The 24,523-nt window shown below is 59.9% G+C and carries 23 protein-coding genes and 1 riboswitch; of the genes, 14 read left to right on the forward strand and 9 right to left on the reverse strand.

From position 1 onward, the window contains the following. Positions 1-52 precede the first annotated feature (52 nt). Positions 53-832: an SDR family NAD(P)-dependent oxidoreductase gene (locus tag H522_RS0107500; protein ID WP_026961853.1), complete on the reverse strand. Its 780-nt coding sequence runs from the start codon at positions 830-832 to the stop codon at positions 53-55. A 140-nt stretch (positions 833-972) separates the two neighbouring features. On the opposite strand from H522_RS0107500, the gene H522_RS0107505 reads away from it, so the two are divergent. The 3 genes from H522_RS0107505 (at position 973) to H522_RS0107515 (ending at position 4,064) form a co-directional block, all read left to right on the forward strand. Then, a complete protein-coding gene (locus H522_RS0107505) occupies positions 973-1,302 on the forward strand; it encodes a hypothetical protein (protein WP_026961854.1) in 330 nt (109 codons plus the stop codon). Between the two features lie 368 nt (positions 1,303-1,670). Continuing rightward, complete coding sequence (gene zwf / locus H522_RS18195) at positions 1,671-3,278, forward strand: glucose-6-phosphate dehydrogenase (RefSeq protein WP_051344024.1); 1,608 nt, start codon at positions 1,671-1,673, stop codon at positions 3,276-3,278. 180 nt (positions 3,279-3,458) lie between these two features. Beyond that, on the forward strand, positions 3,459-4,064 hold the full coding sequence (locus H522_RS0107515) for a cyclase family protein (RefSeq protein ID WP_035453081.1): 606 nt from the start codon (positions 3,459-3,461) through the stop codon (positions 4,062-4,064). A gap of 176 nt (positions 4,065-4,240) precedes the next feature. On the opposite strand, the gene H522_RS0107520 is transcribed toward H522_RS0107515, so the two are convergent. Both H522_RS0107520 and gnd read right to left on the reverse strand, forming a co-directional pair. After that, a complete protein-coding gene (locus H522_RS0107520) occupies positions 4,241-4,492 on the reverse strand; it encodes a hypothetical protein (RefSeq protein ID WP_026961856.1) in 252 nt (83 codons plus the stop codon). A gap of 35 nt (positions 4,493-4,527) precedes the next feature. Next, a complete protein-coding gene (gnd, locus tag H522_RS0107525) occupies positions 4,528-5,424 on the reverse strand; it encodes a phosphogluconate dehydrogenase (NAD(+)-dependent, decarboxylating) (protein ID WP_026961857.1) in 897 nt (298 codons plus the stop codon). A gap of 189 nt (positions 5,425-5,613) precedes the next feature. Between gnd and H522_RS0107530 the strand changes: the two genes are divergently transcribed. From H522_RS0107530 to H522_RS18210, 4 genes are all read left to right on the forward strand, one after another. Then, on the forward strand, positions 5,614-6,168 hold the full coding sequence (locus tag H522_RS0107530; protein ID WP_026961858.1) for a mismatch-specific DNA-glycosylase: 555 nt from the start codon (positions 5,614-5,616) through the stop codon (positions 6,166-6,168). Positions 6,169-6,256: 88 nt separating this feature from the next. After that, the gene (locus H522_RS20445; RefSeq protein WP_051344025.1) at positions 6,257-6,757 is read left to right on the forward strand and encodes an HAD family hydrolase; all 501 of its coding nucleotides are present in this window, start codon (positions 6,257-6,259) and stop codon (positions 6,755-6,757) included. Between the two features lie 99 nt (positions 6,758-6,856). Continuing rightward, complete coding sequence (gene mnmA, locus H522_RS18205; protein ID WP_051344026.1) at positions 6,857-7,996, forward strand: tRNA 2-thiouridine(34) synthase MnmA; 1,140 nt, start codon at positions 6,857-6,859, stop codon at positions 7,994-7,996. A 301-nt stretch (positions 7,997-8,297) separates the two neighbouring features. Then, a complete protein-coding gene (locus tag H522_RS18210; RefSeq protein ID WP_035453026.1) occupies positions 8,298-9,128 on the forward strand; it encodes an ABC transporter ATP-binding protein in 831 nt (276 codons plus the stop codon). A 106-nt stretch (positions 9,129-9,234) separates the two neighbouring features. Here the strand turns inward: H522_RS18210 and H522_RS0107550 are convergent, their stop codons facing one another. Then, on the reverse strand, positions 9,235-10,257 hold the full coding sequence (locus H522_RS0107550) for a ThiF family adenylyltransferase (protein ID WP_026961859.1): 1,023 nt from the start codon (positions 10,255-10,257) through the stop codon (positions 9,235-9,237). 373 nt (positions 10,258-10,630) lie between these two features. On the opposite strand from H522_RS0107550, the gene H522_RS18215 reads away from it, so the two are divergent. The 4 genes from H522_RS18215 to H522_RS0107570 all read left to right on the forward strand — a co-directional run bounded on the left by H522_RS18215 (position 10,631) and on the right by H522_RS0107570 (position 13,565). Continuing rightward, entirely contained in the window at positions 10,631-11,350 is a 720-nt protein-coding gene (locus H522_RS18215; protein ID WP_051344048.1) for a thiamine phosphate synthase, read from the forward strand. Then, positions 11,334-12,479, forward strand: a complete 1,146-nt coding sequence (gene thiO, locus H522_RS18220) for a glycine oxidase ThiO (RefSeq protein WP_051344027.1) — start codon at positions 11,334-11,336, stop codon at positions 12,477-12,479. The genes H522_RS18215 and thiO overlap by 17 nt, the downstream gene beginning before the upstream one ends. After that, positions 12,476-12,676 (forward strand): sulfur carrier protein ThiS, encoded by a 201-nt coding sequence (gene thiS, locus H522_RS0107565; protein ID WP_026961860.1) that lies wholly within the window; start codon positions 12,476-12,478, stop codon positions 12,674-12,676. The genes thiO and thiS overlap by 4 nt, the downstream gene beginning before the upstream one ends. A 100-nt stretch (positions 12,677-12,776) precedes the next feature. After that, entirely contained in the window at positions 12,777-13,565 is a 789-nt protein-coding gene (locus H522_RS0107570) for a thiazole synthase (protein WP_026961861.1), read from the forward strand. Positions 13,566-13,639: 74 nt separating this feature from the next. On the opposite strand, the gene H522_RS22325 is transcribed toward H522_RS0107570, so the two are convergent. Continuing rightward, entirely contained in the window at positions 13,640-13,765 is a 126-nt protein-coding gene (locus H522_RS22325; protein ID WP_281173083.1) for a hypothetical protein, read from the reverse strand. 220 nt (positions 13,766-13,985) lie between these two features. Then, entirely contained in the window at positions 13,986-15,776 is a 1,791-nt protein-coding gene (locus tag H522_RS0107580; RefSeq protein ID WP_026961862.1) for a M3 family oligoendopeptidase, read from the reverse strand. Between the two features lie 317 nt (positions 15,777-16,093). On the opposite strand from H522_RS0107580, the gene H522_RS0107585 reads away from it, so the two are divergent. Together H522_RS0107585 and H522_RS20450 are read left to right on the forward strand one after the other, a co-directional pair. Then, positions 16,094-16,978 (forward strand): LysR family transcriptional regulator, encoded by an 885-nt coding sequence (locus H522_RS0107585; protein WP_026961863.1) that lies wholly within the window; start codon positions 16,094-16,096, stop codon positions 16,976-16,978. 16 nt (positions 16,979-16,994) lie between these two features. Further along, positions 16,995-17,606 carry a TetR/AcrR family transcriptional regulator gene (locus tag H522_RS20450; RefSeq protein WP_051344029.1) on the forward strand — a complete coding sequence of 204 codons (612 nt, stop codon included), beginning with the start codon at positions 16,995-16,997 and terminating at the stop codon, positions 17,604-17,606. An 89-nt stretch (positions 17,607-17,695) separates the two neighbouring features. Here H522_RS20450 and tkt read toward each other — a convergent pair whose 3' ends face one another. Continuing rightward, positions 17,696-19,690: a transketolase gene (gene tkt / locus H522_RS0107595; RefSeq protein ID WP_026961864.1), complete on the reverse strand. Its 1,995-nt coding sequence runs from the start codon at positions 19,688-19,690 to the stop codon at positions 17,696-17,698. Positions 19,691-19,874: 184 nt separating this feature from the next. Here tkt and H522_RS0107600 point away from each other — a divergent pair, with 184 nt between their 5' ends. Further along, a complete protein-coding gene (locus H522_RS0107600) occupies positions 19,875-20,927 on the forward strand; it encodes a cytochrome d ubiquinol oxidase subunit II (protein ID WP_026961865.1) in 1,053 nt (350 codons plus the stop codon). Positions 20,928-21,039: 112 nt separating this feature from the next. On the opposite strand, the gene H522_RS18230 is transcribed toward H522_RS0107600, so the two are convergent. After that, on the reverse strand, positions 21,040-23,700 hold the full coding sequence (locus H522_RS18230; protein ID WP_051344030.1) for an ATP-binding cassette domain-containing protein: 2,661 nt from the start codon (positions 23,698-23,700) through the stop codon (positions 21,040-21,042). Further along, positions 23,697-24,263 (reverse strand): ECF transporter S component, encoded by a 567-nt coding sequence (locus H522_RS0107610; RefSeq protein ID WP_026961866.1) that lies wholly within the window; start codon positions 24,261-24,263, stop codon positions 23,697-23,699. The genes H522_RS18230 and H522_RS0107610 overlap by 4 nt, the downstream gene beginning before the upstream one ends. Positions 24,264-24,402: 139 nt before the next feature. After that, positions 24,403-24,504: riboswitch (TPP riboswitch) on the reverse strand. Positions 24,505-24,523: the final 19 nt, after the last annotated feature.

A 24,523-nucleotide genomic window follows, 5' to 3' on the forward strand; every position in this document is an offset into this window, starting at 1 on the left:
TTTGCCAACTGCTACTACCCCCCTGCCGCTTGCTCCGTCCGGCTATCCTCGCTCATCCCTGGCGCGCGACCTTCGTCGGTCCACACTGGTCGCGGGCGGTGATGACCATCGCGTCGATGTTCACATGCGCCGGCCGCGTGGCGGCAAACACAATGCAGTCCGCAATGTCTTCCGCCGTCAGCGGCGTCATGCCTTCGTACACCGCGTCCGCCTTGGCCGTGTCGCCGTGGAAGCGAACGAGGCTGAACTCCGTTTTGACCATTCCCGGGTCTATTGTCGTCACCCGTACGGGTTTCCCCAACAGCTCCTCACGCAGCGCCTCAGTAATCGCTCGGACGGCAAACTTGCTGCCGCAATAGGCCGATCCGCCCGCATACGCGACGCGCCCGGCGATGGAGCCGAGGTTGATGACGTGCCCGTCGCCGCTTTCAATGAGGCTCGGCAAAAACAGGCGCGTCATGCGCAGCAGCCCGAGGACGTTGGTGTTTATCATCTCTTCCCATTCGGCATCGTCCTTCGCCTCGGCGACCGGCGTCTTACCGCGAGCCAGTCCCGCGTTGTTAAGCAAGACGTGCACCTGTCCGAAATGTTCCTGCACCTGCCTAGCAAAGCGCTCCGCCGAGGCGACGGAGGTGACATCCAATTCCGCCACAAAGGGACGCTCCCCTGTAACCTCCGCCAGCTCGTTTGCCAACGTATGTAAACGATCCACGCGTCGCGCCCCGACGGCAACTCGAAACCCGGCTTGGGCCAGTGCCCGGGCGCTCGCTGCACCAATCCCCGAACTGGCGCCCGTGACCACGGCCACCCGTCCATTGCCATGTAAAGCCATACTACCGCCTCCTCCGCATCCATCATACCAATTTTCCTACGAATTTCAGACCCGCTGCAGCAAACCCCTGGCGCGGTTCCCACATACACTGCTCTGAAACGGTCGGTTGGGCCGACCATTCCTTTGAAGGAGTGATTTTTATGCCCTGCCCCGAAGTCAAGACCGGTCATGTGGAGATTCCGGGCGAGGACTATATCCGCATTCAGCAAAGTGTCGACCAAGGGCGCAACCTGTGGCGGCTCGACCCCATACGCACGGTGCAAATGGTCGGGAGTCAGCACCTGGGCTTCCGGCCCAGCGATGTCTATACGTTCGTGGAGCGCTATCGGGATCCCGGATCTGGATTGCAGCACGCCACGGTCCGCGTTCAACACGGACCGTGCCGCTATATCGTGACCCTCTACCAACCGGTCAAGCAGGGAGCACGTGGCATTTGGGTGGTACACCATGTGGAGGATGTCACAACCTGACTCCGCATGAACGTACCCGTGGGTGGTGTCTCCATCATCGGGGATGCGAAAAACTGGTGCCGGACGTCGAGACTGGTTACAATATATTTCAGACACAAAGTAAAAAATGTGCGTCCGGCTTTCCGGACAACCGCTAAGAGTGCATGTCCGGAAAGGGGTTAGGTAAGCCCCAAGCAGTGCGAGGAAGCTAGCCCAAAATGCGTACCGAGCGTACGTCTTTTGGTACGTGAGGGAGCATTTTGGGCGCTGACGAAGCAATGCGCCGGGGGGCCTGGTCGCCAGTGGCGACCGTTTAGGCCGGGCGACAGCCCCGGAGTTCTGACCCCTTTCCGGACAACCTCACCCTATCTTGCAAGGAATGGAGAGCTATGATGAACAACCCTTCGCTTTCATCGCAAACTCAGTCCGGTACGCCAGAGCACGTGTTCATCCTGTTTGGTGTCACGGGAGACCTGGCGAAGCGTAAATTGATGCCGGCCTTGTACGCTCTTTACCGCAACCATGATCTCCCCGCCAATTATGCGGTGGTGGGTGTCGCTCGCTCGCGCATGGATGATGCTGGCCTACGCCAGTTGCTGGTTGATTCCCTGCACCAGTACGCGCGCTATGACATGGACGAAGACAAAGATTTCGAAGCGTTTGCCAGCCGCTTCTCCTACTGCCCGGTCGACGTCAGTCAACCGAGTCAGTTCGTCCGCTTGAAAGAGCACGTCGAAGCGGTCGAGGCACGCTATGGCTTGCATGCTCAGAACCGGATGTACTATCTGGCCATGGCGCCCGAGTTTTTTGGCCCCATCGCCACCCAGCTGCAGGCATCCGGCCTAACCAATACCCGCGGGTGGAAAAGGCTTATCATCGAAAAACCGTTCGGTCACGACTTTGCCTCCGCGCAGGCGCTGAACGAAGAGCTGCGCAAGGCGTTCGACGAAGAGGAGATCTACCGCATCGACCACTACCTAGGCAAAGAAATGGTGCAAAACATCGAGGTTATCCGGTTTGCCAACTCCATCTTTGAACCGGTGTGGAACAACCGTTCCATCGCCAGCGTGCAAATCACCTCGAGTGAAACCGTCGGCGTCGAGGACCGCGCCTCCTACTACGAGAAAGCCGGCGCTCTGCGTGACATGGTTCAGAACCATATGCTGCAGATGGTCATGATGATTGCCATGGAACCGCCCAGCCGCCTGAAGATGGAGGCCATCCGCGACGAAAAGGTGAAGGTTCTGCGCTCCCTGCGCCGTTACAACGCCAATGAAGTACGGCACAATGTCGTGCGCGGTCAGTACCAATCCGGTTGGCTCGGGGACAAAGCGGTGCCCGCGTATCGCGAAGAGCACGGTGTAGCACGAGACTCGAAGACCGAGACGTTTGTCGCCGCGCGTCTGTACATCGATAACTTCCGTTGGGCGGGCGTTCCGTTTTATATCCGTACAGGGAAACGGATGAGCGTTAAGGCCACCGAAATCGTCATCCAGTTCCGCTCCATGCCCAAAAACCTGTACTTCAACCGGTCTGGCGATTTAGGTCCAAATCGCCTGGTTATCCGGGTCAACCCAGCCGAAGGTCTGTCGCTTCACCTCAACGCCAAACGCCCGGGTACCGACGAGACCATCGTGCCGATTCAAATGGAGTTCAGCCAACAGACCGACGCGTCGCCGGAGGCGTACGAACGACTCTTGTTTGATGCCATGTGGGGTGACTCCACATTCTTCACCCGCTGGGATGAGGTCTCCCTGGCTTGGAAATGGGTCGATCCGATTGCTCAAGCGTTCGCCGCGGATGCCGAATTGCCATTGCACCCGTATGCGGCCGGCAGCTCCGGTCCGTTGGCCGCAGACGCCTTGCTGCAAGAGGATGGGTTTGCCTGGTGGCCGGTGTATGGGGAAGACCGTCCGGAACCGATGCCGAATCAGGTCGAAGGAAACCCAAAAGCGATTCCGGATCGTCAAACGGTTGAGGCGGTAACCCGCGCATAAAGCAGCCAGATTGAGCCGGGGGCGGCAAGGGCCGCCCTCGCACTTGTTCATCGGCTCTACCGTGCCGATTCCTCGTTGGCAACGCCATCGCTTCGTCGTCTACACCGCTCCAAATTCTGTGAAAGGGATGGAGAAAACGTGTCAATCCTGGCCGCAAAGTTTCGGATTCACGACATCAGCATGCCGATACGCCGTGGTATGCCGGTATACAAGAATAAACCGGAGAAGCAGCCCGAGTTTGAGACAACTTCCGACTTTCAGACGGGAAGTGCACACGAGACGCGGCTGCACCTAGACGCTCACACCGGAACCCACATTGACGCGCCTCTACACATGGTGGAAGGCGGCGCCACGATTGAGTCCATTCCGATTGCCGATCTCGTTCGTCCCTGCCGGGTGGTTGACTTGACCCACGTCAACCAGGCCATTCGGGCTGGGGACCTGGCGAAATGTGACATTCAGCCGGGCGAATTCTTGCTCTTCAAGACCCAGAACTCGTTTGATGATGAGTTCAACTTCGAATTTGTGTATGTCGCGGCCGACGCGGCGCAGGTATTGGCCGATAAAGGAGTAGCCGGGGTGGGAATCGACGGCCTGGGTATCGAGCGGGCCCAGCCCAATCACGAGACGCATAAGACTCTTCTGGAAAAAGGAATTCATATCTTAGAGGGACTGCGCCTTGCCGACGTCGCCCCAGGTCGCTACTTGATGGTGGCAGCCCCGCTACGACTGGAAGGCATCGATGCGGCGCCTGCGCGGGTGGTTTTACTCGAAGACGCATCCTGAGAGGTTGCCTGCAAAGAGGGTCCCCAGCCTGTCGCCCGGCCCTGCACCATTCCGGGCTATCGGCGGCCTGGTCACCAGTGGCGACCAGGCCCAGGTCCCCAACAAGTCTTCATGGCCACCGGTTGGGATTTCACTCAATGGCGAATAAGTTCGCTAAAAAATCAACCGGCGGTTTCTTACCGCCGGTTGATTTCATCTTCAATTCTCTGCTCAATCTCTTCGTCCGTAAGGTCGAACTCGCGGGATAAGCGCCGCGCCAGCTCGCGCTGCTCACGGTAATACTGACGCAGCTGCTCCCGGCGCTGGTCCGGATCTCGAACCCAAGGACGCCGGGCGAAGAGCCGGTACAGCCCATAACTCAAGCCGGCCGTGACCAGCAGCATCAGCAGGCTGACCAAGGGAGGTCCGAAACCAAAACCGATAATCATCCCGGATTCACCCCTCCGAACTCACAATTGCACCGTCAGTCCGCCTTTTCCACCGCGTGTCCACCAAACTCGTTGCGCAGCGCGGCGACCACCTTGCCGGTGAAGGTATCGTCCGACAAGGAGCGGTAGCGCATCAACAGGGATAGCGCAATCACCGGCGCCGCCACCTGCAAATCCAGCGCCTCCTCGACCGTCCACTTGCCTTCCCCGGACGAATGCATTACACCGCGAATAGACGCTAGTTTCGGGTCTTTCTCAAAAGCGCTCTGAGTCAACTCCATAAGCCAGCCGCGAATCACCGACCCGTGTGACCACACCCGCGCCAACTCCGCGTAGTTGTACTCAAACGGGCTTTTCTCCAGTACCTCAAATCCTTCGCCGATGGCGGCCATCATCCCGTACTCAATGCCGTTGTGCACCATCTTGGCGTAGTGTCCGCTGCCAGCCCGTCCGGTGTAGAGGTAGCCGCCTTCCACCGCTGTGTCTCGGAACAACGGTTCAATCGTGGCAAACACGTCCGGATCGCCACCAATCATGTAGCACGCCCCGTGGCGGGCGCCTTCCATGCCGCCTGAGGTACCGACGTCAAAGAAGTGAATCCCAGCCTTGGCGAGGTCCTCCGCGCGGCGCAGGGAATCCTTGTAATGTGAGTTTCCAGCCTCAATGACGATGTCGCCAGCTGTGAGACCTGTTTTCAGTTCACCAATGACGTTATCGACAAATTGATGCGGAACCATAATCCAAACGATGCGCGGCGTAGGCAGTTTATCGAGAACCTCTGGAATCGACGCCGCCGTCTCCGCGCCCGCGTCCCCCATGCGTTGGGTCGCTTCCGGGGATACGTCGTACGCGACCAACTGGTGACCGTGATCTATCAGGTTCAATCCCAGGTTGTAACCCATCTTCCCGAGTCCCACAAGGCCTATTTTCATCTCTCATTTCTGCTCCTTTCTCCACTCCGGCTGGCATCTATTGTACCACTCTCGGTGCCCGGTCCAAACGCGCGAGGCTGTCCTTGACGAAGCGACCAGCGGTGTCTAACAATACAAAAGTTGAACGCCGCAAACGAAACACGCGGGGCGGAAACGGATAAGGATAGACCCGGACAAGGAGGGACCCTCATGCCGACGCTGGAACTGCTGGCACCCGATATGCTTGTGCTGTTTATCGGATTCAACCCGTCACTCGCCTCGGCGGCGCGTGGGTTTAACTATGCGGGGCGCAGCAACCGGTTTTACCACGTCCTTCACCTGTCCGGACTCACAGATAGACGATATCGTCCAGAAGAGAGCCCGCGCCTCTTGCACGATTACGGATATGGATTTACCAACATTGTCATTCGTCCGACCAAGAGCGTAGCCGAAATCCAGCCGCAGGAGTTCCACGAGGGCGGGCGCATTCTGGCTCGGAAACTCGAGGAGTACCGCCCCGTCTTCGCCTGCTATGTGGGTAAAGGCGTTTACCAACAGTTTTTGCGCCAGTTTCCGCAAAAAAGGCCGAAAGATGCAGTTGCCTGGGGATTTCAGCCGCAGTCGCTGATTGCGGGTGTGCGCGATTTTGTCGCCCCCTCCACGAGCGGTTTGGTGCGCATGCGCCTGCTAGAGCAGGTGGCCATCTACCGAGAATTGGCGACCGCGGTAAAAAACTGGCGGCAGGGAGCCAACCCGCGAAGTTAAGTGCCCCAGTTCGCCCCGCATGCCCCTCGTGAAACCGCGTCTCCCGGGCGTTTTGACGCCCGCACACACTTGCGTTAGAGTGATGCTTATGAAGACCTTGGTGTTTGATCTCGAAGGCACGCTAGTGGATTCGAGCCGCCGCTACCGCCATTTTGACCCTGATCACGGCCTAAAACCTGGACATACGCAGTCCGAGTCCCAGGCACAAGCGAGCCTGCTGATGCCAGGGGCGCGTCAGGTCCTGGAAACCCTCCGAGAACGAGGGCACACCCTGACTATCGCCAGCAACTGCGGCCAGGCTCACCTGGATTGGCTGCTGGACGCAGAAGGGCTGCGGGACTTGTTTGTCCACCCACTGTGCCTGGAATCGGTGCGCGGTCGCACGAAAGCCGACACCCTGGCGGCCCATATCGCCCGTTTTGGGCGATCCGGCATGGTCATGATTGGGGATAGGCCGTCCGACATCCGGGCCGCAAAGGCGCACAACCTGGATTCGGTTGGGTGTGCGTTCACCTTGTCGGCGGCAGACCTGCGCGGCGCGACCTACATCATTCATGCGCTGACCGAGCTGTTGGACCTGTTTCCTTGACTGACGGAACAGATCTGAACCTGAATGAACCCGAATCGTGACCGGTGGTCACGTTTTCAAATTGCGTGTCCGAATAACCTCCTGAAGGAAGGATGAACGATGGTGAAATCCGCACGCCAGACCCGCGTCGTAGTTGGCATGTCGGGCGGCGTGGACTCATCCGTGGCCGCCTGGCTTTTGAAACAACAAGGATACGACGTGATTGGCGTCTTTATGAAAAACTGGGATGACACAGACGAATCCGGGGTCTGCACGGCCGCCGAGGATTTCGAAGACGTCCGGCGCGTCTGCGACCAGATTGGGATTCCCTATTACAGTGTGAATTTTGAACGCGAGTACATGGACCGGGTGTTTTCCTATTTTCTCGAGGAGTATCGCAAAGGGCGCACCCCGAATCCAGACGTGCTCTGCAACCGTGAGATTAAGTTCAAAGAGCTGTTGGCAACCGCCCTGCAGCTGGGAGCCGACTACCTAGCCACCGGACACTACGCGCAAATCCGCCGTACGCCGGCGGGCAGCCAGTTGCTGCGCGCCGTCGACACCAACAAAGACCAGACGTACTTTCTCTACATGGTCGGCAAAGAAGCCCTCGACAAGACCCTGTTTCCTATCGGTGGACTGGAGAAGACCCGCGTGCGGGAGATTGCGGCAGAGGTTGGACTGGCAACCGCGAAAAAGAAGGACAGCACCGGCATCTGTTTCATTGGGGAACGGAACTTCCGTCAATTCCTGAGTCATTATCTCCCAGCCCAGCCAGGGGAGATGCGAACCCTATCCGGAGAGCACGTCGGCACTCACCAAGGTCTCATGTACTACACCATTGGCCAGCGCAAAGGCCTTGGCATCGGCGGCCGTGGCAGCGGAGAGCCATGGTTTGTGGTGGACAAAGACCTTGAGAATAACATTCTCTACGTCGAACAAGGCCACGACCACCCCGCCCTGTTCAGCGTGGGCCTATTGGCCAGCGACATGCATTGGATAGCTGGACACCCGCCGGCGGATCGCTTCTCCTGCACTGCAAAATTCCGCTACCGGCAGACCGATGTGCCGGTTAAGGTGGAACAGGTGGACGTATCCACCTGGTGCGTGATGTTCTCGGCGCCTCAGCGCGCCATCACCCCCGGACAATCGGTGGTGTTTTATGACGGCGAGGTCTGCTTGGGCGGCGGGATCATCGACCAACCCTTGCGCTCGCGCGACCAAACGCAACCCACGCGTCAAACCGTCCCCGTCCTGTAACGGTTGCCACGGGTCCTGGCGGTCTGTCAATCATCCCGCCGCTGTGTTCCTGCGAGCGAACACGAGTCTCCCCCGCAATCGTTTCAACTCGTGTCCCCGGTGCGGAGGGAGACATTCCGATGCAGGTCTTCACACAAACGCGGGCAAAGACGAAGGCTACCCCACCATCCGGCCTCCTGCCTGAGCTGCCGACTCCTCAGCGTCCTCTTTGCCGTGCCCAGGATCATTGTTAAAATAAAACACATCATGTAATTCTACCGTTTTCGAACAAAGACAACCCCGCATCGGAGTGGAACTTACTATGAACATTTTGGAACTTCATGGAGTCAGTTGGCGCCGACAAGGCAAGGCGATTCTCGAAGAGATTGACTGGAGCGTGCAGCCTGGAGAGCACTGGGCCGTCGTGGGACGCAACGGATCGGGCAAGACCAGCCTGCTCTCCATCTTGAACGCGTATACCTGGCCGTCCCAAGGCCAGGTTGAGGTATTGGGCCAGCGGCTGGGAAAAGTCCCGGTGCAAGACCTGCGGCGGCACATCGGGTGGGTCAGCCAGGCCATGGCCGAACAAATCGCGCGTTCCGACTCCGCTATAGATCCGGCCCTGAAAGTGGTCATCAGTGGTCGATACGCGTCGATTGGGCTGTGGCAAGGATGGAACGAGCAAGACGAGGCGGACGCATTGGCGCTCCTGCGCCAGTTCCGCTGCGAGTCGCTGGCCGAAAAGCCGTTTGGCGTGCTCAGCCAGGGCGAAAAGCAGCGGGTCCTATTGGCGCGGGCCTGGATGGCCAAGCCGAAGCTGTTGATTCTCGATGAACCCTGTACGGGCCTGGACCTTCCAACCCGCGAGCAGGTGTTGGCGGCCATCGCCTGGCTCGGCCAGCAGCCGGACGGCCCGACCCTGCTCTATGTAACGCACCACATCGAAGAGATCCTGCCGTGCTTCTCCCGCTGTCTCTTGATGGATGCGGGACACGTCTTGGCGCAGGGCCCAACCCAAGAGGTGTTGACAGCGGCCCTTTTAAGTCGGGCGTTCGGCGTCGATGTGACCGTCACCTGGGAGAACGGGCGTCCCTGGATTCACGTCACCAGCGGCCCCGCAGTCGCGCCTTTGCTCGAACAGCCCCTGCTGTAAGGTGCGCGTCCAGACAACGGTTCGTCCAAGACAACCTCAAAGCCATGCCGCGAAACTCATTCGTCCAGACGCCGACATGCCAGGCCGGGCGCCAGATTCGGGGAACCTACATTCCGATGTACTGGGCGTACAAGCGACGGGCCGTGGTCACGTCCTCGACGCCGTGAATGAGCGCCCGCCCGTCGGCAAACACGCTGAGCTGCACCTCCCCCAGGTCACAGCGCAGCAACTGGTCATTGTGGTGAACCCGTCCGTGCGCGGCCAACCGCTCGGCAAGCCGATGGAGATTCATACGGACGTTCTCGGCCCCCTCCGGGCGCACCTGAACCGTGCGGCGTCCACATAAGGAGACGGCTAGGGAGTCCGGACGCGGGGTAAGAAACCGGAATTCGCGCCGCCCGCAGCAAGGGCAGTCCGGATTGGGCCGGGGGAAAGCGATGCTGCGAAACTCATTCGTCCACACGTCAACATGCGTCAGGCCAGGTGCCAGAGCGGCGGTGTTCCCGGTCAGGTACTTGAGCGCCTCTGCCACCTGTAGCGACGCGATGATGTTCACCACGGGCGCGATTACGCCCACCGTGTCGCAGGTGTCGTGTCCACCCCCACTGACCGCTCCGAACACGCATTCCAGGCAAGGGGTCTCACCAGGACGGAACATCGCGGTGGTGCCGTAAGAGGACACCGCCCCTCCATACACCCAGGGAATCCGGTGCTTGACCGAGACGTCGTTGATGAGGTAGCGGACCTCGAAATTGTCCGTCCCGTCGAAGATGAGGTCGACATCGGCTAAGAGGCTCTCCGCGTTGCGCCAAGTGAGATCCGTGACAGCCGCCTCCAGAACCACGCTGCTGTTGGCCCTTTGTAGCTTCTCGCGCGCGGCCGCCGCCTTGGCCGCGCCCAGGCGGGCGTCTTCTTCGTCATATAACGACTGACGCTGCAGATTCGACGGTTCCACAACATCCCGGTCAATCAGGCGTACAAACCCGACCCCCGCCCGCACCAGCTGCGTCGCAAGCTGGGTGCCTAAGGCTCCCATTCCGACCACCGCCACCCGTGCCCGACCAAGCCGCTCTTGCCCCGCCGGCCCTATCGGCCGAAACAATATTTGCCTTGAGTAGCGAGAGTCCATAAGACGTCACTCCTACGTCATCCGTTGACGCTATTGTACACAAATTCACCGCCGTGTCGACGCGAACTCAGGATCGAATCGACGCAAAGCGGCGCTCTTGACGCTCTTCCTCAGCCCATGGTAGGCTGGAAGAGCCGATTAAGAAAGTAAGCTGGAGAATCAAAGGTTGCAAGTCATGCCCGGTCGCGTTTGTTGGGTTTAAAGTGGAAACCCGCCGCCCCGTTTTTTGGGTGCGGCTTTTTTCGTTTACACCCTGTTCCTTCGCGACCAAGTCCCGGGATTCCCGTTCCAGAACACCGGGGTCTTTGTCCCAGAACAACGATACATCACTGCAGCATCTGGAATCGCAGAATCCTATGAAAGGCGAGATGACATGAACGCGGTTTTGCACGTCGTCAGCGACCGCCAGCGCACCCGCCTGCCCTTGCACGAAAGCCTCCTGCAGAGTGTCGAAGGCGGCGCGGATGTTATCCAGTGGCGGGAAAAGAAAGCCCCGGCCGCACAGTCATACCAAGAATGCTCCGCCTTCCTCCAGGCCATGGCCGACGCCGGGCAACAAGCGGCACTTTTTGTCAATGACCGCCTCGACGTGGCCATGGCTGTAGGCGCCCTCGGTGTCCACCTGGCAGCCAAGTCGCTGCCCGTAGCAGTCGCGCGTCGCGTGGCGGATCGGGCACAATGGCCGGGGCTGATTGGCTGCTCGGTGCACAGCTTTGAGGCGGCCGTCGCCGCCGCCCAGGCCGGCGCAGATTACATCACGTTTGGCCACATCTTCGCCAGTGAATCCCATCCCGGCCTTCCCCCGCGCGGTGTCGGCGAACTGCGCCGCATTGTCGAGGCGGTTTCGATTCCGGTCATTGCCATCGGCGGCATCGATCACACCAATGTGGACGTGGTTCTCGCCACCGGCTGCAGTGGTGTGGCGGTGATTGGCGCGGTTATCGGCCACCCCAATCCGCGCCAGGCTGCAAGACAATTGAAACAGGCGATGGCCCGCTCTCCGGTCCAACCCAAGCATCCGTTTCCGCTGCTAAATCGAACGCCCGCGACCACCATTCCAGAGGGAGGAGACGAACATGGCCAACGTATATGACACCATCGTCATCGGCGGCGGAGCCATCGGCGCCAGCTGCGCCTGGCAAATCGCAAAGTCCCATCGCTCGGTCCTGCTTTTGGAGCGCGGACGCCTGGGCGGCGAGGCCTCAAGCGCGGCCGCCGGGATGCTCGGCGCTCAGTTAGAAGTGAGCCGTTCCGGTCCATTCTTCCAACTCTGTCTGGAGAGTCGCCGTTTGTATCCCGAGTTTGCCGAACAACTGCTGGTGGAGACGGGTATCGACATCCAACTGGTTCAGAACGGGATTCTTCAGGTCGCAGCCGATGAAGAGACGGCCAATCGCCTGCGCCAGAGGCTAGCCTGGCAGCTGGAGGCCGGCGGCAGCGGCGAGTGGTGGTCGGCTGCCGACGTGGTAAAACGAGAACCACTGGTGGCGCCGGGCGTGGGAGCCGTCTTTCTACCAGACGACGGCAACGTCAACGCGGCGCTGTTGGCGCGCGCCGTCGGCGAGGCAGCGCGTAAACACGCGGAGGTTCGAGAGGGCGCCTACGTCACGGCGATAAAACCAGAGCCTGCCGGAGTGGCGGTCAGTACGCCAGAGGAAACCTTCTTCGCCGAACAGGTCGTCCTCGCAGCCGGCGCCTGGGCGCATGGATTCTTGTCCGCCTTGGGCGTGTCCTTCCCGATTCACCCGGTGAAGGGCCAGCTGTTGGCGATCCGCCCGCGCCAGGCCACCCTGACGCACACCATCCATACCGAATCGGTCTACCTGGTGCCCAAGCGGGACGGCACGATTGTCGTCGGCGCGACCGAGGAGCACGGGGCCGGATTCGACCGGGAAATCACCGCGCGCGGTCTAACCAAGTTACTCCAAGGCCTGGCCCAGGCAGCCCCAGGTCTGGCGGATGCTGTGTTTGAACGGGCCTGGACCGGACTGCGGCCGGGATCGGCCCAGGGTAAACCGCTGATTGGCCGGCTGTCGGAACTCCCACAGGTGATTGTCGCCGTCGGCCATTTCCGCAACGGTGTGCTGTTGTCCCCCGTCACAGCGCGCATCGTGCGGTCCATCCTCGATGAACAACCGCAGCCTGAACTCTGGTCCGCGTTTGCGCCAGACGTCGTCTTGCGCCGTTCCAATCTCATACAACCCGAGGAGGCGAGTCTATGACTTTGACCATCAACGGCCAGATGCGCCAGGTTCCGGATGGATTCACGGTGACCCAGTTGCTGGAACACCTCGACCTCGTTCGGGAACGGGTCGCGATTGAGTGCAATGGCGAGATTGTCAGTGCGGATGCCTTCGCGCGGCATGTGTTGAACGACGGGGATACGCTGGAAATTGTCCGTTTTGTGGGCGGCGGTTGATGCGATGGATACCTCCGAGAGTCCAAGGAGGGTGAGGAGTGCCCCAGGCCATCCCCCCAACAGGCCCCGATTTTCAACGATAAACAAAGGAGTTGACGACATGGACCAGCCGTTGACCATTGCCGGGCGCAGTTTTCGTTCTCGCCTGATGGTAGGCACAGGAAAGTACAGCACGTTTGCCCAAATGAAAGAGGCGCTCGACGCTTCGGGCGCAGAAATCGTCACCGTCGCGGTTCGCCGCGTCAACCTCGACCGGCGCGAAGAGTCCCTGTTGGATTATATCGATCTCGACCGTTATTTCCTCCTCCCCAACACGGCCGGGTGCCACACCGCGGACGAAGCGGTGCGGACGGCTCGGCTGGCTCGGGCCGCTGGACTATCCAACTGGGTGAAACTAGAGGTCATTCCGGACGATGGCACCCTGCTGCCAGATCCGGTGGCGACCGTAGAAGCGGCCAAACAGCTGGTGAAGGAAGGGTTTGTCGTGCTGCCGTATACCACGGACGACCATACCGTGGCCCGGCGACTCGTCGAAGTCGGCTGCGCCACCGTGATGCCGTTCGGATCGGCCATTGGGACCGGGCAAGGGCTGGAAAGTCCAGAGCGCTTACAGCGTGTGATTGAGGCGGTCGACGGACGCGTGCCCGTGGTGGTGGATGCGGGCATCGGTGCACCGTCGGACGCGGCCCTGGCGATGGAATTGGGCGCAGATGCGGTGCTTATCAACACGGCGATTGCCAAAGCTGACGATCCGGTCGTAATGGCAAAAGCCATGGCATACGCCGTCGAGGCTGGCCGGTTGGGGCGTCTAGCCGGACGCATTCGTAAGTCGTCCGTGGCTTCACCCAGCAGCCCGACCCAAGGATTGGTCGGCGAGGCGACCAGCTGACTTGGTGAGATAGAGAACGGGGGCGCCTTGGGCGCGTCCCCGTCGCTTCAAAAGGGCTCGTTTGGTCGTAGGCTTCACCACGTACACTCCACTTCTCGCTGCCACGCATCGAGGCATTCCGGGCAGATAGCCGACTCCTGTTCACTGGCTTCCAACTCGCTGCCACAAATCCCGCACGCCGTGCGTTCACGCTCTTCCATTCGGATTTCTCCCCTCTCCTCTCTTTCGTCTCCAGATAACCCAGACAGAGCTAGTGTTTATCTGGATAAATCCGATTTTAATACATAATTCGGCGTGCGGGCAATCCTTATTTCAGACTATTTCAATGAAAATATGAAAAAAGGCAGGGTAGAAGGTCGCACCCTGCCCACGCATGCCCCCTGCCGCAACAAGGAGGTTGAGCCACGGTTCTGGACGGACTCACGCAAGGGCGGAGACCGCCTCGATAAACGCTTGCGCATCCGTCTTTAGGTGATGCATCGCCGCTTGCCAAAACTCGGGTTGGGTCAAATCCACCCCCAGGTGCTTGGCAGCCAGTTCCTCAGTCGTCATGCGCCCCGTATCCCGCAGGAGATTGACATAGCGCTGGGCAAACTTTGGGCCCTCCTGACGCGCGCGGGCATAAATGCCCGTACTGAATAGATAACCAAACGTATACGGAAAGTTGTAAAAGGGCACGTCCGTGATGTAAAAGTGGAGCTTGGATGCCCAGAAGCGAGGATGGTATTGGCTAAGCGCCCCACAAAACGCTTCTCGCTCTGCCTCTTCCATCAGCTGATTCAGTTCCTCGGCGCTCACCATGCCCTGCCGCCGGCGTGCATAAAACCGCATTTCAAACAAAAACCGGGCGTGGATGTTCATGAACATGGCTACACTTTGCATCACCTTGGTGTCCAACATGGCCAACCGCTCCAAAGGTGATTCTGCCGCTGCCAGCGCTGCGTCCGCGACAATCGCCTCCGCGAACGTCGACGCGGTCTCGGCGACGTTCATAGCGTATTGTCCAGCCAAGTACGGAATCCCCTGCATCACGTGCTGATGATACGCGTGTCCCAACTCATGCGCGAGTGTTGCCACGTTATCTGCCGTGCCGGAGAAGGTCATAAAAATGCGCGTCTGTTCACTCTCCGGGAAGCTGGTGCAGAATCCGCCCGGTCGCTTGCCTGGCCTATCCTCCGCCTCAATCCACCGCCGTTCGAAACAAGACCGGGCGAAATCCGCCATATCCGGACTGAAGCGAGCAAAGTGCTCCAGGATAAAATCGCGGGCCTCATCCGGAGAAAACGTCTTATCCTGCGATCCGACCGGTGCGTCGACGTCATGCCAGGCTAGTTTCTCCAATCCGAGCAGCCGCGCCTTGGCCGCAAGCGCCTGGACAAACGTCTCCTTGTGCTCGACAATTACCCCCCACATTGTCTCCAGCGTCTTACCGCTCATCCGATTGACCTCAAGGGGTTCCGCCAAGACGTCGTTCCACCCGCGCGCCTTGTAGACCGCCAAGCGATATCCGGCCAAGTGATTGAGTGTCTGCGCGTAGAGGTCCTGCTGCTTGGCAAACGCCTCCTCGAAGCGCTCAAACACACGCTCCCGAACGCTGCGCTGGCCGTCCCGCAGCTTGTTGTTCGCCTGTCCCACCGACAGCTGTACAGTCTGGCCGTTTTCTTCGTAGGGAATCAAGGTTTTGCCAATCAACGAATAGTAGAAGTTTCCCCAGGCGTGATACCCGTTCACTGCCAAATCGGAGATCAGCGCCTCCTGTGCGGCTGGCAGCCTGCGCGCCGCCCGCTGCCGCCATTCCGTTAGCGCGAAGGCAATCGGAGCCACCCTGGGTTCTTGGATGAGGGTCTGCCAAAGCGTGTCGGGAATCCGCCCGACTACCTCTTCGGCGACGACGGAGACGGATTCGTACGTCGCGGATAGCTGGTTCACCCGCCCTTCCAACAGCTTGGCCTGTTGGTCATACACATCCTGCGCCGACAGACAGCTGACGAACGCCCCGGCCTCGCTGAGGCGTTTCGATACGCTTTCGAACGGCTGCAAAAACGCCAACCAACCCTCCACATCCATGTCCGGCGCAAGCGTATCCGCCGCCACGCGCAGTGCTTGCAAATCTGCCTCCAGTCTGGAGAGAAACTGTTGAAACCGTTCCGACGTACTCCCGCCTGGGAATATGACATCCAGGTCCCAGGTGGGGTTCCATGAAGCTGCCACACAATCCGCTCCCTTTTCGAGATTGTCCAGACACGCACTTTTCATTGGGTATGCTCACGAATACCGTAACACGGTCCAGAAAAAAGCCGTGTCTCCTACCACTGTATCAATATTTGGCAAGTCTGTCATGCACATGTGTAGGTCTTCATACCTCGTTTCGCAGCACCCGCAGATACGCCTGGCGGGTATGTGTCCATATTTGTCTTGTGGTATACAATACTAGTGCAGCCTGAACGAGGTATGCGTCCGCTCAAGGACGATTCAGATAGAGGTCGTCTGGAAACGCATTTACACGCATTTATCAAGGAGGATTGCCCGTGGACACCAAAGACGTATCACTGTTCCTGGCGATTGCGCGCATCGGCTCCATCTCGCGCACGGCGGAACAGTTGTTCATGTCGCAATCCACCGTCACCACCCGCCTGCAACGGCTGGAACGGGCGCTCGGATACGAGTTGTTTGAGCGTCAGGCCAGCGGCGTGAAACTCACCCCGGCTGGCGAACGTTTCCTGCCATTGGCCGAACGCCTGCAAGCCCTGGAACAACAGATGTTAAACCCGGACAACAGCGAGACGCCTATCTTGCGCATCATGTCCGGACGCGCGTTTGTCTCCACCGATGTCCCAGAGTGCTTGACGCGGATGCTGCGTCAAGCGCGCGTACACCTGAAAGTCCGCATGGGGTTGTACGATGAGATGAAAGACGCTCTGTTGGCTAATCAGGTGGAATTTTGCTTTCTCGGTGAACCCATTTACCACCCGAACGTGGTCCTCAAAGAATTCACGCCAGACCCCATCGACTTGGTGGTTCCAGCCAATCACTATCTAGTGCACGCCTTCCAGGACGTAAAGATGCTGGCCGGAGAGCCCTTCATCGCGTTCGGGCGGTCTACATCCCCGTTTCGACAGCGCGTCATGAGTTTACTCGCCCGTAGGCAGGTGTATCCCAACGTGCGCATGGAACTGGACAGCTTTGACGGCGTAAAAGCCATGGTCGGGCACGGCCTGGGCCTTTCGCTGCTGCCGCGCCGTACCCTGTATGATGCCGCCAGTAAGCGGTGCGCGGTCATTCCGGTCGGTCATCCGGAATTCGTACGCCCCACCTACCTGGCCTACCCGCGCAACCTGGAGGGCAACCCGCTGGTCCGCCGCTTTGTCAGCGTGGTCGCCGCTTATTACAGCGAAGGGCAGACAAACAAGTAAGAAAGGACGCAATGCTATGCGGCAGCCCATGAGCCGAGAAGAGCGCCATCGGCATATCCTGGATACGGCCAAGCGCCTGTTTCAAGAACGCGGTTACGAAAACGTCACCATCGCCGACGTGATTGCGGCCAGCAACATCGCCCGCGGCACCTTTTACCTGCACTTTCATTCCCTTGAACACCTGTTGTCCGACCTGTTTGAGGAGACGGTCAACACCGCCTGGGAGCGCATCGCCCCCATTCTCGCCGACAACGCGCTGTCCTTTGAAGCGCGGACGATGGCGGTCATTGATGCTGTCCTGAGGCTGTTTGGGGACGATCCGTCCCTCGGTGCGGTCTTCTACTGCGGCGGGGGCCGTGCCTTTGTCGAAACCAAGCAGCGTGCCATGTATGACCGGTTCGGCTCCCGTCTCGTCGAGGCGCTGGAGCGACGCCACCCGGGTGTATCCATTCCGCACCTAGACTGGACCGTCAAGATGCTCATCGCCTTGGTCGGCGATATGGCCTTCTACGCGACGACCGAGGTCGCTCCCGAGGAGCGCAATGCATTTGAACAACGCCTATACGAATTCGTCCTCGCCGGCATCCGCAGCCACCTCGCCCCTCACATCCCACTCGACGGCATCTGACAAGAGAGCTGTTTGGGGCAACTGCGAGAAAAGGGCTGACGGGGCGGCGTGTCCGCCCCGTCAGCCCCTCACAAGCATCCCTTGCTCGGTCAGCCCACTGAAAGCAGCTCCTTCGCCAGGCTCACTACGTGATCCAGCGTAAATCCGTACTTTTCGACCACCACATTCCCAGGCGCCGAGGCCCCGAACCGGTCGATGCCAAAGACGACGCCCTCGCTGCCGACATACTTGTGCCACGGCATCGGGTGCGCCATCTCGACGGCCAGGCGCCGCTTGACGCCGCTGGGCAGAACCTGCTCGCGGTAAGCCGCGTCCTGGCGGTCAAACAACTCCATGGAAGTCATGTTCACGACGCGCACCGCCACACCCTCAGCCGCCAATTTCTTGCCGGCTTCCAGCACCAAGTGCACTTCGGAACCGCTGGCCAACAGAATCAACTGCGGGTTGCTGCCATGCTCGTACAGGACATAGCCGCCGCGGGCAAAATCGCCTTTATGTTCCTTGACCTCAGGCAAGACCGGCAGCTTCTGCCGCGTCAGCGCCAAGGCGACCGGACCGTCACGGTGTTCCAGCGCATACCGGAAGGCCAAGGCGGTTTCCGTCGCGTCCGCCGGACGGAACACGGTATAGCCCGGAATCGCCCGTAACGAAGCCAACTGTTCAATCGGTTCGTGCGTCGGGCCATCTTCACCCACGGCGATGCTGTCGTGCGTAAACACGTGCAGGACCGGCTGCTTCATCAGCGCCGCCAAACGAATGGATGGACGCAGATAGTCGCAGAAGACCAAGAACGTGCCCGCGTATGGAATGACGCCTCCGTGCAGCGCGATGCCGTTGAGCGCCGCACCCATGGCGTGTTCGCGTACGCCATAGAAGACGTTCTTGCCGGCATAGTCTTCGCGACCAAAGTGCCCTTCGCCTTCAATCAGGGTCTTGTTGGACCCGGACAAATCGGCCGATCCGCCCAAGATTGTCGGCACATGCGGCGCCACTGCGTTGACCACCTTGCCGAACGCGTCGCGGGTGGCAACACTGCCCTCAAAGTTCGGAAGCACGTTCTCCCAATCCACGTTCACACGGCCATGCAGGGCGTCGACGAACTGCTGCGCCAAATCCGGAAACTCACGCCCGTACGCCTCAAACGCTTCGTTCCACTCAGCCTCCAGTTTAGCGCCTTGCTCAGCCAACTGAGCGAAGTGGGCCCGCACTTCATCCGGCACGAAGAAGTCTTCATACTCCCAACCATAGGTCTCTTTCGCCGCGCGCGCTTCCTCTTTTCCGAGCGGCGAGCCGTGGACCTTGGACGTTCCCTGTTTATTCGGCGCACCGTAGCCAATCACCGTCTTCACTTCAATCAGTGTCGGCTTGTCCGACGACGCCTTCGCCTTTTCAATCGCCCGGGAAATCTCGTCGAGGTCGTTCCCGTCCTCGACCCGCAGGACGTTCCAGCCGCAGGCGACAAACCGCGCCTTCACGTCTTCGGTAAACGACCAACTGGTGGGGCCGTCGAGCGAGATGTCATTCGAGTCGTAGAGGACAATCAACTTGTTCAGGCCGAGGTGACCAGCCAACGAAACGGCCTCGGCCGCCACGCCCTCCATCAAATCGCCGTCGCCGCAGAGGACATATGTATAGTGATCCACCAACTCTCGGCCGGGACGGTTAAACCGCGCTGCCAAAAAGCGTTCCGCCATCGCCATTCCCACGGCCATCGCTATTCCTTGCCCGAGCGGGCCTGTGGTTGCCTCGACCCCAGGGGTGTGCCCGTATTCCGGGTGGCCCGGCGTCTTGGAACCCCACTGCCGAAACTGCTTCAGGTCATCCAAACTGACATCATAGCCGGACAAATGCAACAGGCTGTACAACAGCATGGAGCCATGACCGGCGGACAAAACGAAGCGATCCCGGTTGAACCAGGCCGGGTTTTTCGGGTTATGACGCAAATAGCGACTCCACAATACGTAAGCCATTGGCGCGGCGCCCATCGGCAGCCCCGGATGCCCGGAGTTGGCGGCTTCAATCGCGTCAATGGACAGAGTGCGAATGGTCTTGACCGAAAGCTGGTCTATCTCTGTAAATGCCATTTCCACATCCACTCCTTTGTTGGCATGACTGCGCCCTTCCTATGATACCACGAGGCGGCCGTGGACACATCATTCACAATTCAGCCGCACGCTGGACACGAAAGCGTCACCACTTTGACGCAATGGGTTCTGGCTCTACCGGATTCGTACCGGTAGGCTTATACATGGAAGGGGCAGCAGGACGATGACCACATCGATTACCATCATCCTTCTCATATGGACATGTGTGTTCGTATACGGAATGTTTGCCTGCGTCGACTTGGGTGCCAGCATCTGGTACGCCTGGGCGTACTTTCGGAAACGGCGGGACGCACTGTACCTGATTCATGGACAATTGTCTTCCTTTACCTGGACCATCATCCATGTTTTTCTCATCGTGATCGTCGTGGCCATGGTATGCTTCTTTCCGCCCACCGCCATGTTCGTGGCGACCAATCTGTTGGGGCCGGCGGCGGCCGCCCTGTTCCTGATGGTGCTGCGCGGAGGCTTTCTCGCGTTGCAGGCGGGCCGTTTCCGGCCGTCTACTGTGGCTGCAATTCTCCATGGCGGCAGTGGAATTCTCCTCCCCCTGCTGCTCGTAACGATTCTGCCCCTATCGGAAGGGGGCAGCGTTCACCCCGTAAACGGGTTACTCTATGTTCAACCATGGTCCTTTCTCAAGAGTCCTTTGCTCTGGGCATTTGCCGCCCTGTCCGTCGGCAGCGTCCTTTATCTCTCCGCCATCCAATTGGCGGCCAGGGCGCAAAAAGCCGGCGCCCTGGCCGTCGAGCGGGAATTTACGCGGGCTGCGGCCCGGATCTTCAGCCTCACCTGGGTCGCAGCCCTGGCCACCTTCGCTTGCCTGCACGCCTTTGCTCCGCTGCACTTCTCTCGTTTGCTGCAGACTTGGCCTGCGCTGGTGAGCGCGACGCTGTTGTTCCCCATTGTCATCTGGCTCCTTGTCCGTCAGCACAGCCGGCTGGCCCAGCTCTGCGCCGTCACCCAGTATATCCTGGCCGCATCCGCCTACTCGCTGACCCACCTGCCCTACTTGGTGTATCCCTATCTGACGGTCGACAACGCCTACACCGCTACCCTCGACCTGACCGACTCGGTGTTCGATGTGATTCAAACCGCCATCATTTTCCTTATTCCTGCGGTATGGATCGGTTATCAAACCCACAAACACCTGCGGCGAAAACTCGAACAGCCGCTGGAAGCCGCGCCTGACTCCAATCCAAAATCGAAGATTGGATGAGCCAAGCCAGCTGGCAGCGGCTGGCGGCCGTCTTTGTCCGGGCAACACCCCGGTTTTCCGTACAGTATCCGGATAGTGCCCCATTCCCCATCTAGCAGTCTAGCATCCTGTGTTATCCTTGAAGAACCCAGATCAGAGCCAAGATGGCGGCGTTCAGGCCCATCCCGTAGGCAACGTCCCACCAGCGTAAGGACACTTGACGGTAGTACGTCCGCCCCTGGGCCGTGCGTGCAGCCTCGCCGTGAAACCCGCGGGCTTCCATCGCCAGCGCCGACCGCTCGGCCATTCGTACCGCCTGGCTCAACAGCGGCAGTGCATACACCGCCGGTCGGACCACCGCCAGCTTTGCCTCTCGCCCGCGCAGCTGACGAGCTTGGCGAAGGCGCGTCCATTCCGCCTGAAACAGCGGTAAATAGCGCATGCCCGCCAGCATGCCGTAGGAAAACTTGGGCGGTACGCGGAGATTTTGGCAGAACGCCGAGAAGGTCTCCGTGATGTCGACGCTCGACAACACATACACGCCGAGCCCCACCGCCGACAGCATGCGCAAGGCTAATACCACGCCATCCAAAAACCCCGGCCAGCTCAAGTGGTACCAGAGAATATCAAGCGTCGGCGTGCCAGGTGGCGCCTGCGCGTACGCGGCTTGGGTCCATACATAAAGGATGTAAAAGACCAGAAAAGGCGACATGCGCTTGACGACTTGCGTGGGCCGCAGTCTCGCGAGGCCCATCATCAGGGCCACGACCAAGGCAAACACCCCAATGCCCTGCGGGATCGAACGGATGGCCATAACCAGGCAGACCGCGACCACTGAGCTCAACAGCTGCACCGCCGGGTTGATGCGGGCGGCCAAAGCGGTTCGACGTCGGGCATGCGAGCGTACCGGCGCATCAAGTTCGTTCTCCAAAGGTGGAGACGCCACCGCTGTCAAGAACTCGCCTGCGAGAACCTCGGCCATTGGCTTGGGTCGGACGGAATATTCCGTCGTCGACTGGACTCTGACTGCATCGGTTCTCGTTTCTTCAACCGCGGCGTTGCCCTGCCCCAATTCCTCCGCCTGCAAAGGCAGCAGGTCGTCGACAAGGTGTGCCTTTTTCATCAGGTCGGGCCGAGCAAACAACTCCTCGGGCCGGCCCGAATAGAGCACGCCGCCTTCGGCTAAAACAATCACCTGCGTGGCCCATTGCCGAACCAAATCCAAATCGTGCGTGGTCAGAACAATCGTCGCCCCAGACTGGTGCAATTCCGCAAGCCTCGTCATCAGGGCAGCCTGCGTCAACGCATCCTGGCCAAACGTCGGTTCATCCAACAGGTATAACCGGTGCGGCTGCCGCAACATGGTGGCCACACTCAGCCGCCGTTTCTGCCCCTGGCTGAGTGAGAACGGGCTCTTCCGCTCCGTCCCGGCTAACCCAAACGCTCTCAGCAAGCCGCGCACTTCGTCTGGAATCTCCTCACCCACGACCCGGTTGGCCAGCTCATCGGCTACCCGCTCGAAGATAAACTGGTACTCCGGGTTTTGGAAGCAGAACGCTGCTTCCTCGAGCAGTTTGCGCCGCGGCCAGTCTTGGAGACGGCGCCCAAAAACGGCGACCTCTCCCTGCGTCAGCTTGACCATTCCCAACATGGCCTGCAGGAGTGAAGACTTGCCCGATCCGTTCGGCCCCACAATCGCTGTGAAGCTTCCCTCGGGGATGGACACGTTCAGTCCGTCCCACACCGTGCGTCCGTCATAAGCGAGACGGCCACTGGAAATCGTCACCGCCATATTCCCGTGTGCTTCGTCCGTCCGCTCGTGCATACGTGTTGGTTCCGGCGCGCCCGCCCGCTCCTCCGTCCCAGTCCACTCCTGCGCCCGAGTCCGCCCCTGCGTGTGGGGGCGAATGCCGCTGACAGGGACATCCTTCCATGGCGGCGACTTCCACACAGGGACTATACCAACCTCCTGCATCCACCCCCACTCCGCCGACACCACTTCCAGTGTCGGGCCGCTGCGATGGATGCGTCCTGACGCATCCATCAGGACCACCTTGTCCATAAAGGGCAGGAGCGGATTGAACCGGTGTTCGATGATCAGGAGGGTTTGCCCCTGTTCATGCAGGCGCGCCAGCTCCAGAAACACCTGTCGACTGGCGAGCGGATCGAGATTCGCCGTCGGCTCGTCACAGATGAGCAGCTGGGGCTCCATCACCCAAGCGCAGGCCATCGCTAGCTTCTGCTTCATCCCGCCGGAAAAGTTCAGGTGGGGCGCTGCCAGCGGAACGTCCAGTCCGCGCTCGCGAAGCGCTTTCCGCACCCGCCCCGGCATCTCTGCGGGCGGGATAGACAAGTTCTCCAAGCCAAACGCCACTTCGTCGCCGACCTCAAGCATGCACAGCTGGGTCTCCGGGTCTTGAAACACCATGCCGACGCGGCCGGGCTCCGCCAACTGCGGATGGCGCCAGACATTGCCGCGCACCTCCGCCTCCACAGCGCCGGGCACCAGCCCGGCCACTAGCAGGGCCAGCGTGCTCTTCCCAGACCCGCTCGGGCCGAGAAACAGAACCGATTCCCCCCGATTCAGATGGAAATCGACGTCCGACAGGACAGGTGCGTCTGCTCCCGGATAGGTTAGGCTGACACCCTGGAGCGATACCAGGCAGTCGTCCCCCGCATGACGCGCGGGACGCTCCAAATCAGCCTTGTCTTCGCAAACGGTCGGCCCCTCGCGACTCGATGCTGCGGCAGGCGCCAGCTGCACCGCCACCCGCTCTGTCCCTTCGCCTTTCATGAGGACCGACGCACCTGCCGGGCAATTTCATAGTTTTGCAGCGATCCCGTCCGGTACAGCGCATCGCCTATCCATTTGGGCAGTGCGCCTCCCAGCACCGCGCCGCTGAGCATGGTGACAAGAACAAACCCGGCCAAGACCCCGTGGCTGTAGTGATTGGCTCCATATTGAAAATACGCCTGGACCGAGTAACCCAAGCCTGCGAGCGCTCCGGAAAGCATCATGATGCCCATGTTGTAGCGGCGCCAGCGGCCGAGCGCAAAGCCGATTTCGGCGCCCAACCCCTGGAGCACACCGGACAGTATTGCTCCCAGGCTATACGGGCTGCCAAAGACAAACTCAAAGGCGGCGCTGGCCACTTCTGATAACAGCGCGGCTCCGGGCCTACGGATGATATAAGGGACAAGTCCAGCCGCCAACCACCAGAGCCCGTTAAACGCCGCCTGCAGGACCGGATTCAGTCCTGTGGCCACAACCCCGAACAGCCAGTCCCATCCCATGTAGATGGCCCCGCAGACCGCGGATAGGACCACCGCAACAATGATGTCTCTGAGCTTCCACACGTTCTTATTCCACTCCTTCCTGAATCAACGCAAATGAGAATGACTGGCACCGAACTCGCGGGCTGCGTGAACCGCGCCGAGGAACGAAAAACCACCTCAAGCACACGCACAGCGTGACCTCGAGGTGGTCGTCATCATCGTTTACCGAACGGCACTTCCTCACGCTGGCATTATCCAGATCGAGTCCCCAGGGTTAACGGTCTCCCGTTTCTCAGCCATACTGGCACCCCTAGCGCCATCTATTCAGTTCCCCTTCAATC

The sequence above is a fragment of the Alicyclobacillus herbarius DSM 13609 genome (genome assembly GCF_000430585.1).
Taxonomy (GTDB): domain Bacteria; phylum Bacillota; class Bacilli; order Alicyclobacillales; family Alicyclobacillaceae; genus Alicyclobacillus_G; species Alicyclobacillus_G herbarius.

Bases quoted from the DNA above. Each gene is read 5' to 3' on its own strand.
- zwf (WP_051344024.1), top strand. From the start codon at position 1,671: ATGATGAACAACCCTTCGCTTTCATCGCAAACTCAGTCCGGTACGCCA.
- mnmA (WP_051344026.1), top strand. From the start codon at position 6,857: ATGGTGAAATCCGCACGCCAGACCCGCGTCGTAGTTGGCATGTCGGGC.
- H522_RS0107550 (WP_026961859.1), bottom strand. From the start codon at position 10,257: ATGGACTCTCGCTACTCAAGGCAAATATTGTTTCGGCCGATAGGGCCG.
- H522_RS0107530 (WP_026961858.1), top strand. From the start codon at position 5,614: ATGCCGACGCTGGAACTGCTGGCACCCGATATGCTTGTGCTGTTTATC.
- H522_RS0107505 (WP_026961854.1), top strand. From the start codon at position 973: ATGCCCTGCCCCGAAGTCAAGACCGGTCATGTGGAGATTCCGGGCGAG.
- H522_RS0107500 (WP_026961853.1), bottom strand. From the start codon at position 832: ATGGCTTTACATGGCAATGGACGGGTGGCCGTGGTCACGGGCGCCAGT.
- H522_RS0107520 (WP_026961856.1), bottom strand. From the start codon at position 4,492: ATGATTATCGGTTTTGGTTTCGGACCTCCCTTGGTCAGCCTGCTGATG.
- H522_RS0107600 (WP_026961865.1), top strand. From the start codon at position 19,875: ATGACCACATCGATTACCATCATCCTTCTCATATGGACATGTGTGTTC.
- H522_RS20450 (WP_051344029.1), top strand. From the start codon at position 16,995: ATGCGGCAGCCCATGAGCCGAGAAGAGCGCCATCGGCATATCCTGGAT.
- thiS (WP_026961860.1), top strand. From the start codon at position 12,476: ATGACTTTGACCATCAACGGCCAGATGCGCCAGGTTCCGGATGGATTC.
- tkt (WP_026961864.1), bottom strand. From the start codon at position 19,690: ATGGCATTTACAGAGATAGACCAGCTTTCGGTCAAGACCATTCGCACT.
- gnd (WP_026961857.1), bottom strand. From the start codon at position 5,424: ATGAAAATAGGCCTTGTGGGACTCGGGAAGATGGGTTACAACCTGGGA.
- H522_RS18215 (WP_051344048.1), top strand. From the start codon at position 10,631: ATGAACGCGGTTTTGCACGTCGTCAGCGACCGCCAGCGCACCCGCCTG.
- H522_RS18230 (WP_051344030.1), bottom strand. From the start codon at position 23,700: ATGAAAGGCGAAGGGACAGAGCGGGTGGCGGTGCAGCTGGCGCCTGCC.
- H522_RS0107570 (WP_026961861.1), top strand. From the start codon at position 12,777: ATGGACCAGCCGTTGACCATTGCCGGGCGCAGTTTTCGTTCTCGCCTG.
- thiO (WP_051344027.1), top strand. From the start codon at position 11,334: ATGGCCAACGTATATGACACCATCGTCATCGGCGGCGGAGCCATCGGC.
- H522_RS22325 (WP_281173083.1), bottom strand. From the start codon at position 13,765: ATGGAAGAGCGTGAACGCACGGCGTGCGGGATTTGTGGCAGCGAGTTG.
- H522_RS20445 (WP_051344025.1), top strand. From the start codon at position 6,257: ATGAAGACCTTGGTGTTTGATCTCGAAGGCACGCTAGTGGATTCGAGC.
- H522_RS0107515 (WP_035453081.1), top strand. From the start codon at position 3,459: ATGCCGATACGCCGTGGTATGCCGGTATACAAGAATAAACCGGAGAAG.
- H522_RS18210 (WP_035453026.1), top strand. From the start codon at position 8,298: ATGAACATTTTGGAACTTCATGGAGTCAGTTGGCGCCGACAAGGCAAG.